Source organism: Pectobacterium hainanensis (genome assembly GCF_046237015.1).
Taxonomy (GTDB): Bacteria; Pseudomonadota; Gammaproteobacteria; order Enterobacterales; family Enterobacteriaceae; genus JBJYIN01.
In genome coordinates this window covers 59883-78797 of the sequence record NZ_JBJYIN010000021.1, presented here as the reverse complement: position 1 = coordinate 78797, position 18915 = coordinate 59883, and the positions used below count along the sequence as shown (strand labels likewise).

Here is an 18915-nt window from a genome sequence, read left to right as displayed (position 1 = left end):
CAGTAAGGCCCGTAGATAAACTGCCAGTCAGTCGCTTAACTGACTGGCATTACTCGGCTTCAGAGAGCCATTTTTTTTGTTAGGTTTTCACCAGGTCGATACGCCGTTCATGTCATCAATAATCAGTCTTCGCAAAACCAGATTGGGAACTGCTTTAATTCACGATTAACCGTTCAGTTAAATCGCCTTATCGCTACCTTTCGAACACGGTTTGCCGCGTCGTTATCGCCCAGGCTATCCGGGCTAATTTGTTAGCCAATGCGCAGGCCACAACATTTGAATGCTTTCGCTCAAGCTGAGTTTTTACCCATTCAGCCAGCTTTCCTGACTGATGGTCGATTCTCTGAATGAATACCCTGGCACACTGAACCAGCAACCGTCGCAGGTTTTTATCGCCGCGTTTGCTTATCCCTAAAAGCGTATTTCTGCCGCCTGTGCTGTACTGGCGCGGTACCAGACCGGTTGAGGCAGCAAAATCCCGGCTGCTGCCATATTGTTTACCGTCGCCCAGTTGCGATGATAAAACGCTGGCAGTTATCGGCCCCACACCCGGTATTGTTTGCAGACGTTGCCCCGTTTCATCGCGGCATAACTCCTGCTCCAGCGCGCTCTCCAGCTCTGCGATCTGTTCAGTCAGGTAGAGATAGTGTGTATGCAAACGCATCAGCAACTGCGACAGATAGGGCGGAAGCGCATTATCAGCTAGAACAGCTGATAGCCTTCTGATCACCGCAATACCCACTGGCATGCTGATGCCAAATTCCAGTAAAAAAGCGTGCATCTGATTGGTTGTTTTAACCCTGTCTCTGACCAGTGACTCCCGGACTCGATGCAGGGCTCGCGTAGCTTGTTGTGCCTCGGTTCGGGGTTGTACAAATCGCATGGAGGGACGAGACGCCGCTTCGCAGATAGCTTCAGCATCGACAAAATCGTTCTTGTTGCTTTTTACAAAGGGGCGGACAAATTGCGGAGAGATCAACTTTGCATCGTGCCCGAAAGCAGCAATCCGGCGAGCCATGAAATGAGCACCGGCGCAGGCTTCCATCACAACAGTTGCTGATGGCGATCCCGCTAAAAACGCCATCAATTTGGTACGGGAGAATTTTTTACGCAGCAGAGCTTTACCTGATTTATCCTGACAGTGAACGTGGAAGGAATGCTTGCCGAGATCGATACCAATAAGCGTAACGTTTTGCATGATGGTCTTCTCCATAAAGAAACACCCTGTCAGCGTACCGCTTACAGGGTGGTCGGGACCATCTCATTAACCGCCAGCGCTAGCTGACGGTTTTATCTATCAAGATGAATACTGCGTTGATTATTTCAATAATGCCTGCGCTTTTTCCACCACGTTATCGACGGTGAAGCCGAACTCTTCGAACAACAGTTCAGCCGGAGCCGATTCGCCGAAGCTCGTCATGCCGACAATCGCGCCGTTCAGGCCCACGTACTTGAACCAGTAGTCCGCGATACCCGCTTCAATTGCCACGCGCGCTGATACTGCTTTCGGCAGCACCGCTTCACGGTAGGCCGCATCCTGCTTGTCGAATGCGTCCGTTGACGGCATTGACACCACGCGCACCTTGCGGCCCGCCGCCGTCAGTTTGTCATAGGCGCCAACCGCCAGCTCGACTTCTGAACCGGTGGCAATCAGGATCACTTCCGGCTGGCCGTCGCTGTCTTTCAGCACGTAGCCGCCTTTCGCCACGTTCGCCAACTGCTCGGCGGTGCGTGGCTGCTGTGCCAGATTCTGACGGGACAGGATGAGTGACGTCGGGCCGTCCTGACGCTCAATCGCGTATTTCCACGCCACCGCCGTTTCCACCTGGTCTGCCGGACGCCAGTTGCTCATGTTCGGCGTCACACGCAGGCTCGCCAGCTGTTCAACCGGCTGGTGCGTCGGGCCGTCTTCGCCCAGACCGATGGAGTCGTGGGTGTAGACGTAGATGCTGCGGATTTTCATCAGTGCAGCCATACGCACGGCGTTACGCGCGTATTCCACAAACATCAGGAAGGTCGCGGTATACGGCACAAAGCCGCCGTGCAGCGCAATCCCGTTGGCAATCGCCGTCATGCCGAATTCGCGCACGCCGTAATGGATGTAGTTGCCTGCGTGGTCTTTATCCAACGAGACCGAGCCGGACCAGATGGTCAGGTTGCTTGGTGCCAGGTCGGCAGAGCCGCCCAGGAACTCCGGCAGCAGTTTGCCGTAGGCTTCCAGCGCGTTCTGTGAGGCTTTGCGGCTAGCGATTTTCGCCGGATTGGCCTGCAAATCGTTGATAAATTTCTGTGCGTCCGCCTGCCAGCTGGCCGGCAGCTCACCACTGGTGCGACGTTTGAACTCGGCAGCCAGTTCCGGGTAGGCGCTGGCGTAGGCGGCAAACGCCTCGTCCCAGGCCGCTTCCTTACGCTGACCAGCCGGTTTGGCATCCCATGCCGCATAGATATCAGCAGGAATGTCAAACGGCGCGTGCGTCCAGCCCAGTTGTTCACGGGAGGCCGCCACTTCTGCATCACCCAGCGGCGCGCCGTGGGAGTCATGCGTACCGGCCTTGTTCGGTGAACCGAAGCCAATCACGGTTTTGCACATCAGCAGCGATGGTTTGTCTGTGACAAGCTGCGCTTCGCCGATGGCGCGTTTGATGGCGTCCGCATCGTGACCGTCCACGCCACGCACCACGTGCCAGCCGTAGGCTTCAAAGCGGGCCGCGGTATCGTCGGTAAACCAGCCTTCAACGTGGCCGTCGATGGAGATACCGTTGTCATCATAAAACGCGGTCAGCTTGCCGAGCTTCATGGTGCCGGCCAGCGAGCAGACTTCGTGGGAAATCCCTTCCATCATGCAGCCATCGCCGAGGAAAGCGTAGGTGTGATGGTCGACAATCTCGTGGCCCGGACGGTTGAACTGCGCCGCCAGCGTGCGCTCGGCAATCGCCATACCCACTGCGTTGGCAATCCCCTGACCCAGCGGGCCGGTGGTGGTTTCTACGCCAGCGGTGTAGCCGTATTCCGGGTGACCCGGGGTTTTGGAGTGCAGTTGGCGGAAATTTTTCAGTTCTTCAATCGGCAGGTCGTAGCCAGAAAGGTGCAGCAGGCTGTAAATCAGCATGGAGGCGTGGCCGTTGGACAGCACGAAGCGGTCGCGGTTGGCCCAGTTGGGATTAGCCGGATTATGGTTGAGGTAATCGCGCCACAGCACTTCGGCGATATCCGCCATACCCATCGGTGCACCCGGATGACCGGACTTCGCTTTTTGCACACCATCCATGCTCAGCGCACGGATAGCATTGGCAAGTTCTTTACGAGAGGACATGCTTTACTCCAGATCGGATTGAACAGATGTCTTGCCAGACATTATGATATATAAATCAACAAATTAACGAGAAAGCTTAACGACAGAATGAGTACAAATGTACATTAAAATCAGGGTGAATGCACATGGAACAACGAGTAAAAAAGAGGATTTAATCATTCACAGGTCTTTCATATCTTGCTAAACGCGCCATGAGGAAATGAACACTTCGCTGACTGCACTGAATGATAAAAAAATAAAAGAATAAAAATCAGAATTTTTATCTACTTATCTTTAAATTTTTCAGTTAGATTTATGCGGCTATTTTATGGCACACCGTTTCATATAATGATGAATATTTACGTAATCACTAATCATCGTAGGGAGATGATGTTATGACAATTCGTACGTCTATTATTACGACTTCTGTACTCGCTTTATGTATCACGACGCTACTGACTGGCTGTAAGACGGTTAACACTGGCGCATTAATGCAATCCGGCGCTCAGGCATTCCAGGCTGCTACCCTCACTGACGAACAGGTAAAAACTCTTAGCAATCAATCCTGTGAGCAAATGGATAAAGAAGCGAAAATTGCCCCAGCCAATAGCCCTTATACCAAACGCTTGAATAAAATCGCTGATGCATTGGGTCATGATATTAACGGTACGCCAGCCAACTATAAGGTCTATCTGACGAAAGATGTCAATGCCTGGGCAATGGCGAACGGTTGTATCCGTGTTTACAGCGGTCTGATGGATATGATGACGGATAATGAAGTTGAAGGGGTTTTGGGTCATGAAATGGGTCACGTCGCGTTAGGACATTCGCGTAAAGCGATGCAGGTTGCTTATGCAGCCACAGCCGCACGTACTGCCGTTGCATCTGCCGGTGGCGCAGCCGCATCATTATCGCAGTCTCAACTTGCTGATTTGGGCGAAGCACTACTTAACGCTCAATTTTCACAATCTCAGGAAAGCCAGGCGGATGATTACTCATTTGATCTCCTGAAAAAACGTGGCGTAAAACTTGAAGGTCTGGCTACCAGTTTTGAGAAATTAGCCAAATTAGATGCTGGTCGTCAAAGTAGCATGTTCGATTCACACCCTTCATCTGAAGGACGTGCCAAACACATTCGTGAACGTATTGCAGCAGGAAAGTAATGCCATTAGGCCCATCATAATTAATTTGTAAAGCCTATTACATCATCACATTGGCATTCGAATACGTTTGGGTGCCAATGTGGTTTAGAACATGTCGTGAATGCTGGCATAACCTTTACACCGCAACCTCATTGATTGCACTATTCTGTATATCCAGCCCTCTTTTTCAAAGACAAAGATAACCACCACATTCAATCGTTTTATGAAATCAATAAATAAATAATTGATAGGTTTAATCTATATTAAAAAATAATTTTTTGCGCTTTAATTTCCCCCAATTCCCCCTTGTATTTTAAAGATAGAAATGGTTCTACAAATCAAGCATACTATACTCACGTTAGAAGGAATTATTTTCTTAATATGATCATATGGATATACCCGACAAGGCTGATGGGAAAAACTGACTCATTGACCTCGCCGCGCGGTAACCGTATGAATTTCGAATCGTTTACCCAAGTAAACCATTCGTTTAGCAAATCTGTCTGGAGCAGATTTGAATGCTGCTTGCAACACTCTCTATACCCTAAATAATCCGAGTGACAGAACAAAAACGCCAAGGCGCTTTTGAATAGCGTTTGCCGTTAACCGCGAAGAAATTCGGATGATAAATCTGCCGGGAGCCGGTTTAAACGCGGCGAGCAGTTGCTCTAAGGGGTAACGGGCACACACTTGACGTATGACGGGTATAAGCCAGGCATATTGCCGTACCAGCTATCATCTCCAGATATCTATACCCTAAACAATTCGAGTTGCAGGACGAAAACGCTAAAGCGTGTTTGAAAAACACTTGTGCTGATGACCTGGATAACGCGGTTTGTAGCGGCCTCAGTGGGGAAGACACTCATAAGTATGTTGAGTCTCACAGCCAACGTACCAGCAATTTGATGTATGACGGGTATAAACACTTACACGCAGTGTAGCGTTACTCATTCTTAATGATTGAGTAGCATGGAGCAACATTGGTAACCATTATTGGTTTGTGTGCTTTCTTAAAAATAAACTCATATGTGTTAAAAATCATGGACGTGAGAATTTTCAGTAAATGTCATTTTACAACGGTAGGCTTACGCGAAGTGCTATCTAGCACGCCGATGCTATCTGTAAAACCGGTTAATAGATTTACTCTCCAGCAAGGGAAGAAAAAGTGTATTTTTATCATTGATGGCAGCAGCGAAGGATTTGAGGAATACTATGAATCAATAAGAACGCATTTTTATAAAATAGCGTCATCATTTCTTATCATTAACAATTCGCCTTACCATCTCCCGGTATGCATTGATGAAAAAACGATTCTTATTTCAAAATCAACACCAATAGATTACTTCTATTCATGCCTTGAGGCAGTGCATAAGCATGATAAACAACTATTTAGCCCTGTCAGGCTCTCTAAATCCGAGTACGCTGTTTTCCAGTATTGGTGCGCCGGTTATACGGTCGATTCGATCGCTGAACTCATTGGATTAAATAAAAAATCTATCTTGAACAGTAAATCAAGACTACTGAATAAATACGGTGTTCAGGATAAAAACTCGTTGCTCCTTATTGCAAAGATTCTCTTCAGAGACAACGCAATAGAAGGGATAACCGACCCTTCTCACCATCATGATATCCAAGGGTTTTATATCTGACTCAGATTCATGAAGAAAGGGGATGAGCGTCAAAGTTCATCCCCTTTTCATTAGCCGAAACAGGTTATTCGTCTTCTAAATAGGTATAACCATAGAGACCGGTTTCAAACTCTTGTAGGAACTGAGCTTGTAATTCCGCATCCAAATCGGTTTCTTTCACCTGATCGCGGAAACGTGACATCAACACATCTGGGTCGAGTTGAACGTACTCCAGCATATCAGCAACCGTATTTCCTTCGTCAGACTCTTCAATCTCAATGGAACCATCCTGAAAGACAAAGACATCAACCGTTGAGGTGTCGCCAAACAGGTTATGCATATTTCCCAAAATTTCCTGATAGGCCCCAACCATGAAAAAGCCCAACAGCGGTGGATTCTCAGGATCATACGGCGGCATTGGCATTGTGGTCGCAATACCATCGCCGTCGATATAGTGATCGATAGAACCATCAGAATCACACGTAATATCAAGCAAAACCGCACGACGTTCCGGTAATTTATCCAGCCCTTCCAATGGCATGACAGGAAACAGTTGATCGATTCCCCACGCATCTGGCATTGATTGGAACAAAGAAAAATTAACGTACAGTTTATCCGCCATGCGCTCCTGCAATTCATCGATCACCGGACGGTGAGCTCGATTACTCGGATCCAACTGTTGCTGAATATTTTGGCAAATACTCAGATAGAGCTGTTCTGCTTTTGCCCGTTGGGTTAAATCCAACATGCCATGTGTATATTGAGTATGCACATCATGCAAATCCATCTGACTATCGTGCAACCATTCACGCAGTGAACGTCGAGTTCCCGGCTGTTTAATTTCCTGCCAGGTTGACCACAGGCTTTCCAGAGCACGCGGGGCATCTTCATCGGGCTCGGTGGGCTCACTAAATTCATTACGCTCCACACCAATAATATTGGACACCAATACCGTATGATGCGCCGTCACGGCACGGCCCGACTCCGTTATCACGGTTGGATGCGGCAACCCGTACTCATTACACGCATCGCCGATCCCCCAAATCACATTGTTGGCATATTCATTCAAGCCATAATTCACCGAGCAATCTGACTGTGAGCGAGTACCCTCATAATCCACCCCAAGCCCGCCACCTACATCAAAGCACTGAATATGGACACCCAGTTTATGTAATTCAACGTAGAAACGCGCCGACTCACGGACACCCGTCGCGATATCGCGAATGTTCGCCAATTGCGATCCCAAATGGAAATGCAGCAATTGCAAACTATCCAACCGGCCAGCTTCACGCAGCATTTCAACCAATTGCAGAACCTGAACGGCCGCCAAACCAAATTTGGATTTTTCACCACCGCTGGACTGCCATTTGCCTGATCCCTGTGAAGCCAGGCGCGCACGCACGCCAAGACGCGGGATCACATTCAAACGTTCCGCTTCTTCCAGAACAACTTTTATCTCGGACATTTTTTCAATGACCAGATACACCTTGTGCCCGAGCTTTTCGCCAATCAATGCCAGACGAATATATTCACGATCTTTATAGCCATTACAGACAATGACCGTGCGCGTCATACCCGCGTGGCCCAACACGGCCATCAGTTCCGCTTTAGAACCGGCTTCTAATCCCAGCGGCTCTCCTGAACTGACCAAAGATTCAATAACGCGACGATGTTGGTTTACCTTGATGGGGTAAACCAGGAAGTATCCCCCTTCATAGCCAAACGATTCACGCGCCCGTTTAAACGCCGCATTAATGGAACGCAGACGATGCTGAAGGATTTGTGGGAAACAAAAGAGCGCGGGAAGACGCTGATGGCTTTCCTCTTGTAGCGATTTAACTAATCTGGCCAGATCAACACGCGCATCAGGAACATCCGGATCAGGACAAACGCTAATATGACCTAACTCATTGACGTCATAGTAATTATTACCCCACCAGGCAATATTATAGGTCCGAAGCATTTCGCTGGCATTCCGGTTATTCATCGCAACCTCCTGCATAGAGCGCAAATTTTCATGTTTACCCGTCGCTGACGAGCCTTGTTGAATCATGTCGTCAGACATTACGAACCTCTTCTTTTTTTATACAGCTAATCACATCAGTACCTGCATCAGTATTCCGCGTGAACATGCCAGAGACATCCCGTATCGGCAGTAAAAAATCAGGCCAAAAACAGTATGCCGTCATTTTATGACTCTTATTAGTGTAAAACACGTTATTGGACTCCGTGGGACGAGTCAGAGAAAATACGTGGTGAAAACCACAGGAAAACGTTTACCAGCATCGCGACTTGCGCATCTGGTCCAAGGGAAATGGCGAATTAACCGGCCCTGGAATCCTGTGCCGAATTTAAAGACAGGCAACTTCGGGCAAATAAAAAGAAGGGGTGAGCAACGGACGCTATTGCGTCAAAGAAAACGCGTTGCGAATGCAACACACTCAGTAAACAACGGATCATTAATCCTATCACCTCCACGCGCGCCGCAGGCTATGCGGCCAGCTATCTCATGAAACCATCCACTATGACATCACGGGTTACAAACCGCTCGCCGTTTATACAGATATGACACAGGAAAAGCAAAATGAAAATATCGCCAAGGGCTATTACAAAAGAAAAAATTGCCGATGATAAATAATGATAGTGGACCAACATGAAAAACTACTGGCACTCGGGCCAAAATGTGACCTAGAATAGCCATCCAGATGTTAATCCATCTATACCGATTAACAGATATACTGCTTAACGGCTTTGATTTGAAGGTAAAGAAACTCATGGCTAAACACCTTTTTACGTCCGAGTCAGTCTCTGAAGGACATCCTGATAAAATTGCTGACCAGATTTCTGATGCGGTTCTCGACGCCATTCTGGAGCAAGACCCAAAAGCGCGTGTCGCTTGTGAGACTTATGTAAAGACCGGAATGGTGTTAGTCGGTGGTGAAATTACTACCAGCGCCTGGGTCGATATTGAAGAAATTACCCGTCGTACCGTGCGTGATATCGGTTATGTCAATTCAGAAATGGGGTTTGATGCCAACTCTTGCGCCGTACTGAGCGCGATTGGTAAGCAATCTCCTGATATCAATCAAGGCGTTGACCGCAGTGACCCATTGGAACAAGGGGCCGGCGATCAGGGGCTGATGTTTGGTTACGCAACAAATGAAACCGACGTACTCATGCCTGCACCGATTACTTACGCTCACCGACTAGTGCAACGCCAGTCAGAAGTGCGCAAAAACGGTACGCTGCCGTGGTTACGTCCTGATGCGAAAAGCCAAGTCACGTTCCTGTATGACGATGGCAAGATTGCGGGCATTGATGCCGTCGTTCTATCTACACAGCATGCCGAAGATATCGCGCAGAAAGATCTGCACGACGCCGTCATGGAAGAAATCATCAAGCCGGTTCTGCCAGCAGAGTGGTTGTCTGCCAACACTAAATATTTCATCAACCCGACCGGGCGTTTTGTCATTGGCGGCCCAATGGGTGATTGTGGCTTAACCGGACGTAAAATCATCGTAGATACCTACGGCGGTGCCGCTCGTCACGGTGGCGGGGCTTTCTCCGGTAAAGATCCGTCTAAAGTAGACCGCTCTGCAGCCTATGCCGCACGCTATGTTGCCAAGAATATCGTTGCGGCTGGCCTGGCCGATCGCTGTGAAATTCAGGTGTCCTACGCGATTGGCGTGGCGGAGCCAACGTCTATCATGATCGAAACGTTCGGCACAGAGAAAGTCTCTACCGAGCAACTGACGCTGCTGGTGCGCGAATTCTTCGATCTGCGTCCTTACGGCTTAATTCAGATGCTGGACCTGCTGCATCCGATTTATCAGGAAACGGCAGCCTACGGTCACTTTGGCCGTGAACATTTCCCATGGGAAAAAACGGATAAAGCCGCACAGTTACGTGACGCTGCTGGTTTATAACATTCTGATTTGTAACATTTTGGTTTGTAACAAACTGGCTTATCACACTCTGTGATGACGGCATTAAAGATAAAACGGCGAATGGATACTCGCCGTTTTTCATTAGTCTTCTTCCTCTCTGTGATCGGTTGCATCCCACCGTGACTCAATTTATTCTCCTTTCATGAGCACACCACGAATTCCTATCGCACATCATCAGGCAGTAATGCGTTGTCTACGCGATAAGCTGCAACAGGCCAATCTTGCGCTGAATACCGATTATCCGGAGCCCACTGTTAACTATCAGCAACGCGGCACGACTGCGGGTAGCGCATGGCTACAGCATTGGGAAATCCGTTTAAATCCATTACTTCTACAGGAAAACCAGCAAGCCTTCATTGATGAGGTCGTTCCTCATGAACTGGCACATTTGCTCGTTTTTGCCCGTTTCGGCAACGTCTCACCGCATGGAAAAGAATGGCAATGGATGATGGAAAAGGTACTTAGCGTTCCAGCCAAACGTACACATCGTTTTGCCGTAAAATCAGTACAAGGCCGAACCTTCTCTTATCAGTGTGACTGTCGACAACATGAGTTAACCGTTCGCCGCCACAACCGGGTCCAACGAGGGGAAACAGAATATCGCTGTCGGCATTGCGGAAAAGCCTTACGTTTTTGCGTAAAAAACACTATTTAAAAGAAAATTTTTAGATTTAAAAACCAGTTATTACATTTGATTGCCACCATGACATCCGGTAGTCTGCCAACTTTGTTGTTTGTGGATTATTTGGAATATGTCTCGCAAAACTCTCGCTATTTTCTCTGCCGGAATCACGCTTTTTTCCGCCGCTGCCTTTAGTCAAAACATCAATAACTTCACACAAGCGAAAGCGGCTGCGGTAGACATCAATCGTGATGCGCCGGGGACATTCTATTGTGGTTGTGCAATAACCTGGCAAGGCAAAAAAGGGACGCCGGATCTTCAATCCTGCGGCTATCAAGTGAGAAAAAGTGAGCTACGCGCCAATCGAATTGAGTGGGAACATGTCGTCCCTGCCTGGCAATTCGGCCATCAGCGCCAATGTTGGCAGGATGGTGGACGAAAGAATTGCAGCAAAGACCCCGTGTATCGCGAAATGGAAACGGATTTGCATAACCTGCAACCGGCGATTGGTGAAGTCAATGGCGATCGTGGTAATGCCATGTACGGACAGTGGAATGGCGGCGGCGATCAATATGGCCAATGCGAGATGAAAGTTGATTTCAAAAATAATCTGGCAGAGCCACCCGTTCGCGCTCGCGGAGCCATTGCCCGTACGTATTTCTATATGCGCGACCAATATCAATTGCGCTTATCCAACCAGCAAACCCGGCTATTTGAAGCCTGGGATAAACAATTTCCGGTGACATCGTGGGAATGTACTCGCGATCGGCGTATCGCAGAAAAACAAGGGAATCACAATCCTTATGTTCAACGAGCTTGCCACTAATGGCTGGCCTACCTACTATACCGATGGTAGGTAATATGCAGTCCAATAAAAACTCATTCTTTCATAAGGCCAGAACATTAGTATGCGAGTACCACGCATTTTTCACCCCGCGCCACTTCCTCTCGGTGGAGGCGAAGTCGATTTGAGCGAAGACGCCGCCAATCATGTTGGGCGTGTTCTGCGAATGAATACGGGTCAATCTCTACAGCTCTTCGACGGCAGTAATTATGTGTTTAACGCAGAAATTATGCTGGCTGAAAAGAAAAATGTGCGGGTGCGTTTCACTGAAGGTCAGTTGGCAGACAAAGAATCGCCGCTTCATTTGCATCTTGGGCAAGTCATGTCACGCGGCGAAAAAATGGAGTTCACCATTCAGAAATCCATTGAGCTTGGCGTAAATATCATCACCCCATTGTTTTCCGAACGATGTGGCGTAAAACTCGATGCTGAGCGTCTTGAGAAGAAAGTCGGACAGTGGCAAAAAATTGCCATCGCGGCCTGTGAACAATGCGGACGCAATCGTATACCGATGATTCGCCCAGCGATGACGCTGGAAGCCTGGTGCGCGGAACAGGATACGGCGTTAAAACTCAATCTTCATCCACGCGCAGTGCAAAGTATCAATACATTACCGTTGCCGGTCAGTCAGATTCGATTGCTCATCGGTCCGGAAGGAGGACTTTCCTCCAATGAAATTTCGATGACCTCGGAATACGGATTCACCGATATTCTATTGGGGCCACGCATTTTGCGTACAGAAACAACAGCACTCACCGCGATTACGGCCTTACAGGTACGTTTCGGCGATCTGGGGTAAAGGAGAAAGTAATGATCAAACTCGGTATTGTGATGGACCCTATCGACACCATCAATATCAAGAAAGACACCAGCTTTGCTATGCTGTTGGAAGCACAGCGTCGAGGGTGGGAACTGCATTATATGGAGATGAACGATCTCTATCTACATGCTGGTGTTGCGCGGGCAACGACCCGCCGCCTGAACGTTCAGTATGACTATGATGGCTGGTATGATTTTTCCGGAGAGCAGGATATCGCGCTGGAAGAGCTCGACGTCATACTCATGCGAAAAGATCCCCCTTTTGATACGGAATTCATTTACGCGACGTACATTCTGGAACGTGCTGAAGAAAAAGGGACGCTGATTGTTAATAAGCCGCAAAGTCTGAGAGACTGTAACGAAAAGCTGTTTACCGCCTGGTTCCCACATTTGACACCCGATACGCTCGTCACGCGTCGGGCAGACAAACTGCGCCAGTTCCATGAAAAACACGGCGACGTTATTCTGAAACCACTGGACGGCATGGGCGGCGCATCCATTTTCCGTTTAAAACAGGATGATGCCAACGTTTCCGTTATTATTGAAACATTGACCGAACATGCCAGCCGCTATTGCATGGCACAAAATTATCTGCCGGCAATCAAAGACGGAGATAAGCGTGTTCTAGTTGTGGACGGCGAACCGGTGCCTTATTGTCTGGCCCGTATTCCCAAAAGTGGCGAAACTCGTGGCAACTTGGCAGCCGGTGGACGCGGCGAAGCCCGTCCTCTCAGCGAAAACGACTGGAAAATCGCACGTGATGTTGCGCCGACTTTGAAACAAAAAGGCCTGATTTTTGTTGGTCTGGATATCATCGGCGATAGACTGACAGAAATTAACGTCACCAGTCCAACCTGTGTACGTGAAATTGAAGCAGCCTACCCGGACTGCTCCATCACCGGAATGCTGATGGATGCCATTGAAAAACGTCTGGCTGAACGCCACCGTTAATCGACTTTTCCAAACAGGAAAAGCGAAATTATTCGGCTCACCTTCTTGGTGAGCCCCACTAAATACCGACAAAGATCGATAACACTACAATGAACTTACAGCATCACTTTCTCATCGCTATGCCTGCGCTACAGGACACGGTATTTAAACGTTCAGTAGTCTACATCTGCGAACATAATGAAGACGGCGCCATGGGGTTAATTATCAATAAACCGATGGATCAGTTTACTGTGGAAAATGTGCTGAAAAAGTTAAAAATCAATCCGGAACCACGTGAACCAGCCATCCGCTTGGATAAACCCGTTTTTTCTGGTGGCCCATTAGCCGATGACCGAGGTTTTATTCTGCATACACCATGTTCCGGTTTTGCATCAAGTATCCCGATCTCTGAAGATACGATGATTACCACATCAAAAGATGTCCTGGAAACATTGGGAACCGCCAAACAACCGCAAAATACGCTGGTCGCGCTAGGCTATTCAGCATGGGATAGCGGCCAACTGGAAAATGAGCTTCTGGAAAACGCCTGGTTAACGACACCGGCTGATAAAAACATTCTATTCCACACCCCCATTGCCGAACGCTGGCGACTAGCAGGAAAAACACTGGGAATCGATATTCATAACATCTCAACAGAAGCAGGACACGCCTGATGGCAAACAGAACCATTATGGCCTTTGACTTCGGAACCAAAAGTATTGGCGTTGCCATCGGTCAAGAGGTCACCCACACCGCTCGTCCTCTCACTTCATTTAAAGCACAGGATGGCATGCCAGATTGGCAAAAGGTGGAAAAACTGTTGAGTGAATGGCAACCCAATCTCGTCGTTGTCGGTCTGCCACTCAATATGGATGGAACAGAACAACCTCTGACAGCACGGGCAAGAAAGTTTGCTAATCGCCTGCATGGTCGTTTTGGTGTTCAGATCGCGCTGCATGATGAACGCCTAAGTACCGTTGAAGCGCGGGCGGATCTGTTCGAACGCGGTGGTTTTCGTGCGCTAGACAAAGGCAGCGTCGATGCAGCATCAGCGGTTGTTATTCTGGAAAGTTGGTTTGAAGCGCAAACGTTGTAACCAATGTTTTAACCATAGCGCTTACCAATAAGCGTGGATGTTTATCCCTTAACGAAATAATCCCGAGTTGCATGACGAGACATTATCGTTTTGAACAACATCGTTTTGAACAACACGCTGACAACTTAAAGCATGACAGGATAGTGTGCCCAATCATTCAGGCACACCCAACTATTTGTATTACCCAATGAAACCGTGCAGCAACGCAACGCGTTTATTCATCAGGGAACTCACGGATAAAGCGCTCAACATCATCCACCATCGATTCGGTACCGACAAAGAAAGGTGAACGTTGGTGAAGTTTCTCCGGCGTAATATCCAAAATACGGTTCTTACCGTCACTGGCTTTACCACCTGCCTGCTCTGCCAGAAGCGCCATTGGATTACATTCATAGAGCAAACGTAGTTTACCCTTAGGGTAGCTCGCCGTACTTGGGTAGAGATAGATCCCGCCCTTCAGCAAATTACGGTGAAAATCAGCAACCAATGAACCAATATAGCGTGAGGTATAAGGACGCTGAGTGGCTTCATCCTGTTCCTGACAGAATTTGATGTATTTCTTCACGCCGACAGGGAACTTGATATAGTTTCCTTCATTGATGGAGTACATATTCCCTTTCTCAGGGAAGCAAACTTTTTCATGCGACAGACAAAAGACGCCAAGAGAGGGATCGTATGTAAAGGCATGAACACCATGGCCAGTAGTATAAACCAGCATCGTGGATGAGCCGTAAACGATATAACCTGCCGCGACCTGTTTGTTACCTGGTTGCAGGAAATCAGCTTCAGTTACCGGCTGCCCTAATGGCGTGATACGACGGTAAATAGAAAAAATGGTGCCAACAGAAACGTTAACATCAATGTTAGAGGAGCCATCCAACGGATCCATCAATACGACATACTTGGCGTTTTCAGCTTTATCGCCGTCAAAGATAACAATCTCATCTTCTTCTTCAGAGGCAATACCGGCCACTTCACCACGAGCTTTTAGAGCGGCTTTCAATTTCTCGTTGGCATACAGATCGAGTTTCATCTGTACTTCGCCCTGAATATTAGAAATCCCGCTGGTACCTAAAATATCAACCAGGCCCGCTTTATTAATATCACGGTGAATAATCTTGGCACCGAGTTTAATAGCAGACAGCAGCGCGGTAAGCTCACCGGTGGCATGAGAGAAATCGTGCTGTTTTTCGACGATAAATTCGCCTAACGTTTTCATAACACTATCCCAAATCTACGAATGAAAAGCGGTTTCATTTATGTACCGCCAACGTTTGCGCATGCAGTGTAGCCCAAAGAGAAAGCGAGTACCTAGTCAAATCCATTTCTTATGGTGGATTCATCGCGTTAGAATGTAAGGCAGACTCACTGTATAGATGGAAAATGTATGCGTATTCATATTTTAGGCATCTGTGGCACCTTCATGGGCGGCCTGGCACTGTTGGCTCGCGCATTAGGCCACCAGGTAACCGGTTCAGATGCAAACGTTTATCCTCCCATGAGTACCTTACTGGAAGAACAAGGCATCACGCTAACGCAGGGGTACGATCCCGCACAGCTCGATCCTGCTCCTGATCTGGTTATCGTGGGCAACGCGATGACTCGCGGAAACCCTTGCGTAGAAGCTGTTTTGGAGCAAGGCCTGCCTTATATTTCTGGTCCACAGTGGTTACATGATTACGTCTTACGCGATCGCTGGGTGATTGCCGTTGCGGGTACACATGGCAAAACAACCACAGCAGGAATGGTGACCTGGATTCTTGAAGATTGCGGTTATCATCCGGGTTTTGTCATCGGCGGTGTTCCCGGTAATTTCACCGTTTCCGCACGCCTTGGTGATAGCCCATTCATCGTTGTTGAAGCTGATGAGTATGATTGTGCATTCTTCGACAAACGTTCCAAATTCGTCCATTACAGCCCACGAACGCTGCTTCTCAATAACCTCGAGTTCGACCACGCCGATATCTTTGACGATCTGAAGGCGATCCAGAAACAGTTCCACCACCTGGTACGTTTGGTTCCCGGCAGCGGAAAAATTATCCTGCCAACCAACGATATCCACCTCAAGCAAGTCATGGGGATGGGATGCTGGAGCGAACAGGAATGGGTTGGCGAAGAGGGTGCCTGGCATGCTAAAAAAGTGACGAACGATGCCAGCCAGTATCAGGTTTATCTCAACGGCGAGCTAGTCGGAGAGGTCCATTGGGGGCTCGTCGGCGAACATAATATGCATAATGGCCTGATGGCAATTGCCGCTGCACACCATGTTGGCATTTTACCTACTGATGCCTGCCGCGCGTTGGGGGGCTTTATCAATGCTCGCCGCCGCCTTGAATTACGCGGGACAGCCCATGGTGTAGCCGTTTACGATGACTTCGCTCACCACCCCACAGCTATTCTCGCCACGCTGGCCGCCCTACGTGGCAAGGTCGGTGGCACCGCCCGCATTCTTGCCGTACTGGAACCTCGTTCTAATACAATGAAAATGGGCATGTGTAAGAATGAGCTAGCCCCGTCTCTGGGCCGGGCAGATGAGGTCTTCTTGTTCCAACCACCGCATATTCCCTGGCAGGTTGCTGAAGTCACCGATGCCTGTATCCAACCAGCACACTGGAGTGCGGACATAGATGCATTGATCGATATGATTATAAAAGCCGCCCAACCGGGCGATCACATTCTGGTCATGAGCAACGGTGGCTTCAGCGACATTCACAATAAGCTATTGAGTGCACTGAAAGAAAAAGCCTTAGCCGCTGAACACAATGATGAATAGAAAGAAAATAGCACAATACTAAATAGCAAAAAGGACGGGAAACCCGTCCTTTTTTACTGCCGTTCAGAGAGTGTTAAACTCGTCGTTCAAACACCTTCGTCACTGCACAAATCAAGCGTCAAACGGATCACGCAGGATCATCGTTTCACTCCGATCCGGACCGGTAGAAATAATATCAACCGGAACACCCGTCACTTCTTCTACACGTTTGATATAGTTCAGGGCAGCCTGTGGTAACTTGCTGTGATCCTGAACACCAAAGGTACTTTCAGACCAGCCAGGCAATGTTTCATAGATCGGCTCAATACCTTCCCAACCTTCTGCCGCCAATGGCGTCGTATCCACTTCGCGGCCGTCAGGCATACGGTACCCTACGCAGATTTTAACTTCTTTCAGACCATCCAACACGTCCAGTTTGGTCATGCAGAAACCTGACAAAGAGTTAATCTGTACTGCACGGCGTACGGCTACAGCATCCAACCAGCCAGTGCGGCGGCGGCGGCCCGTCGTCGCGCCAAATTCATTCCCTTTTTGGGAAAGATGTTCGCCGACATCATCGAACAATTCCGTTGGGAATGGACCAGCCCCTACACGGGTTGAATACGCTTTCACAATACCCAAGACATAATCGACATAGCGTGGACCTAAGCCGGAACCGGTCGCTACACCACCCGCAGTGGTATTGGAAGAGGTGACATACGGATAAGTACCGTGATCAATATCCAGCAGCGTACCTTGCGCCCCTTCAAACATGACAAAATCGCCACGCTGATGCGCTTTGTACAGCAAATCGGAAACATCAACCACCATGGATGTCAAAATATCAGCGATAGCCAATACTTCATCTAACACTTTCTGGTAGTCAACCGCTTCGACTTTATAGTAGTTAACAAGTTGGAAGTTATGGTATTCAACGATATCTTTCAGCTTAACTGCAAAAGTTGCTTTGTCGAACAGATCGCCAACACGCAAGCCGCGACGAGCCACTTTATCTTCATAAGCTGGCCCAATGCCACGGCCCGTTGTACCGATAGCCTTGGAGCCTCGAGCCTTCTCACGTGCGTTATCCAACGCGACATGATAAGGAAGAATTAACGGACAAGCTTCAGAAAGCAGCAAACGCTCGCGTACCGGGACGCCACGCGCTTCAAGTTCCGTCATTTCTTTCATAAATGCGTCAGGAGCCAGTACAACACCGTTACCGATGATGCTGACAACATTTTCACGCAGAATACCTGAAGGAATTAAATGAAGAACGGTTTTTTCACCGTTAATAACCAGAGTATGGCCAGCATTGTGGCCACCTTGGTAGCGCACAACATATTTAGCCCGTTCAGTCAGCAGATCAACGACCTTGCCTTTACCTTCGTCACCCCATTGGGTGCCCAGTACGACGACGTTCTTACCCATCTCAAGAATCACCAGGTTGCTTAAAAAAGGATTCTAACATCTCATCTGTTCGCTTTCAGTACTTTTAGCACACGTTTGCGCACATTTTTCAGATGAATTTTAGCTGCCCATCCGACTACGCAACATATAGTAGATCACACATCCAGCCACCACTATTCCACCACCAAAGCGACGTAAAATATTATCCGGTAACTGAGCCATAGCCAGAATCATGCGCCGCCAGATACGAGGAAACAGCAATGGCCCCAATCCCTCAAGAACCAATACTAAACCAAGCGCCATCCAGATCGTTGAATTCATAAATATTCCTAAAAAATCATCCGTGGGCGTCAAGAAAACGATAGGGATAATTTGCCATCAACCATAAAAAAACCCGTAAAAACGGGTTTTTCAGACTGATGATAAAGTGGTG

16 protein-coding genes are annotated in these 18915 nt (G+C 48.4%); 10 read left to right on the top strand and 6 right to left on the bottom strand.

The annotated features are described in order from the left end of the window. Positions 1–193: 193 nt before the first annotated feature. Positions 194–1198 carry an IS110 family RNA-guided transposase gene (locus tag ACKPVM_RS18270; RefSeq protein ID WP_409311229.1) on the bottom strand — a complete coding sequence of 335 codons (1005 nt, stop codon included), beginning with the start codon at positions 1196–1198 and terminating at the stop codon, positions 194–196. Between the two features lie 120 nt (positions 1199–1318). Beyond that, positions 1319–3313, bottom strand: coding sequence for a transketolase (gene tkt / locus ACKPVM_RS18265; protein ID WP_409311197.1), 1995 nt, complete (start codon positions 3311–3313; stop codon positions 1319–1321). 374 nt (positions 3314–3687) lie between these two features. Between tkt and loiP the strand changes: the two genes are divergently transcribed. Both loiP and ACKPVM_RS18255 read left to right on the top strand, forming a co-directional pair. Next, positions 3688–4455, top strand: a complete 768-nt coding sequence (loiP, locus tag ACKPVM_RS18260; RefSeq protein ID WP_409311196.1) for a metalloprotease LoiP — start codon at positions 3688–3690, stop codon at positions 4453–4455. 1091 nt (positions 4456–5546) lie between these two features. After that, positions 5547–6083, top strand: coding sequence for a helix-turn-helix transcriptional regulator (locus ACKPVM_RS18255; protein WP_409311228.1), 537 nt, complete (start codon positions 5547–5549; stop codon positions 6081–6083). 64 nt (positions 6084–6147) lie between these two features. Here ACKPVM_RS18255 and speA read toward each other — a convergent pair whose 3' ends face one another. Continuing rightward, positions 6148–8127 (bottom strand): biosynthetic arginine decarboxylase, encoded by a 1980-nt coding sequence (gene speA, locus ACKPVM_RS18250; RefSeq protein WP_409311195.1) that lies wholly within the window; start codon positions 8125–8127, stop codon positions 6148–6150. A gap of 709 nt (positions 8128–8836) precedes the next feature. On the opposite strand from speA, the gene metK reads away from it, so the two are divergent. From metK to ruvX, 7 genes are all read left to right on the top strand, one after another. Further along, entirely contained in the window at positions 8837–9988 is a 1152-nt protein-coding gene (gene metK / locus ACKPVM_RS18245; RefSeq protein ID WP_409311194.1) for a methionine adenosyltransferase, read from the top strand. 163 nt (positions 9989–10151) lie between these two features. Next, entirely contained in the window at positions 10152–10664 is a 513-nt protein-coding gene (locus tag ACKPVM_RS18240; protein WP_409311193.1) for a SprT family zinc-dependent metalloprotease, read from the top strand. A 97-nt stretch (positions 10665–10761) separates the two neighbouring features. Then, positions 10762–11457 (top strand): deoxyribonuclease I, encoded by a 696-nt coding sequence (gene endA, locus ACKPVM_RS18235; RefSeq protein ID WP_409311192.1) that lies wholly within the window; start codon positions 10762–10764, stop codon positions 11455–11457. 82 nt (positions 11458–11539) lie between these two features. Beyond that, positions 11540–12274, top strand: coding sequence for a 16S rRNA (uracil(1498)-N(3))-methyltransferase (gene rsmE / locus ACKPVM_RS18230; protein ID WP_409311191.1), 735 nt, complete (start codon positions 11540–11542; stop codon positions 12272–12274). 11 nt (positions 12275–12285) lie between these two features. Continuing rightward, the gene (gshB, locus tag ACKPVM_RS18225; protein WP_409311190.1) at positions 12286–13245 is read left to right on the top strand and encodes a glutathione synthase; all 960 of its coding nucleotides are present in this window, start codon (positions 12286–12288) and stop codon (positions 13243–13245) included. 89 nt (positions 13246–13334) lie between these two features. Beyond that, a complete protein-coding gene (locus ACKPVM_RS18220) occupies positions 13335–13898 on the top strand; it encodes a YqgE/AlgH family protein (RefSeq protein WP_409311189.1) in 564 nt (187 codons plus the stop codon). Then, entirely contained in the window at positions 13898–14320 is a 423-nt protein-coding gene (ruvX, locus tag ACKPVM_RS18215; protein ID WP_409311188.1) for a Holliday junction resolvase RuvX, read from the top strand. The genes ACKPVM_RS18220 and ruvX overlap by 1 nt, the downstream gene beginning before the upstream one ends. A 214-nt stretch (positions 14321–14534) precedes the next feature. Here ruvX and fbp read toward each other — a convergent pair whose 3' ends face one another. Beyond that, a complete protein-coding gene (gene fbp, locus ACKPVM_RS18210; protein ID WP_409311187.1) occupies positions 14535–15539 on the bottom strand; it encodes a class 1 fructose-bisphosphatase in 1005 nt (334 codons plus the stop codon). Positions 15540–15707: 168 nt separating this feature from the next. On the opposite strand from fbp, the gene mpl reads away from it, so the two are divergent. Then, complete coding sequence (mpl, locus tag ACKPVM_RS18205) at positions 15708–17093, top strand: UDP-N-acetylmuramate:L-alanyl-gamma-D-glutamyl-meso-diaminopimelate ligase (RefSeq protein ID WP_409311186.1); 1386 nt, start codon at positions 15708–15710, stop codon at positions 17091–17093. Positions 17094–17204: 111 nt separating this feature from the next. Here mpl and ACKPVM_RS18200 read toward each other — a convergent pair whose 3' ends face one another. Continuing rightward, complete coding sequence (locus ACKPVM_RS18200; RefSeq protein ID WP_409311185.1) at positions 17205–18503, bottom strand: adenylosuccinate synthase; 1299 nt, start codon at positions 18501–18503, stop codon at positions 17205–17207. Positions 18504–18602: 99 nt separating this feature from the next. Continuing rightward, complete coding sequence (locus ACKPVM_RS18195; RefSeq protein ID WP_409311184.1) at positions 18603–18803, bottom strand: DUF2065 domain-containing protein; 201 nt, start codon at positions 18801–18803, stop codon at positions 18603–18605. Positions 18804–18915 lie beyond the last annotated feature (112 nt).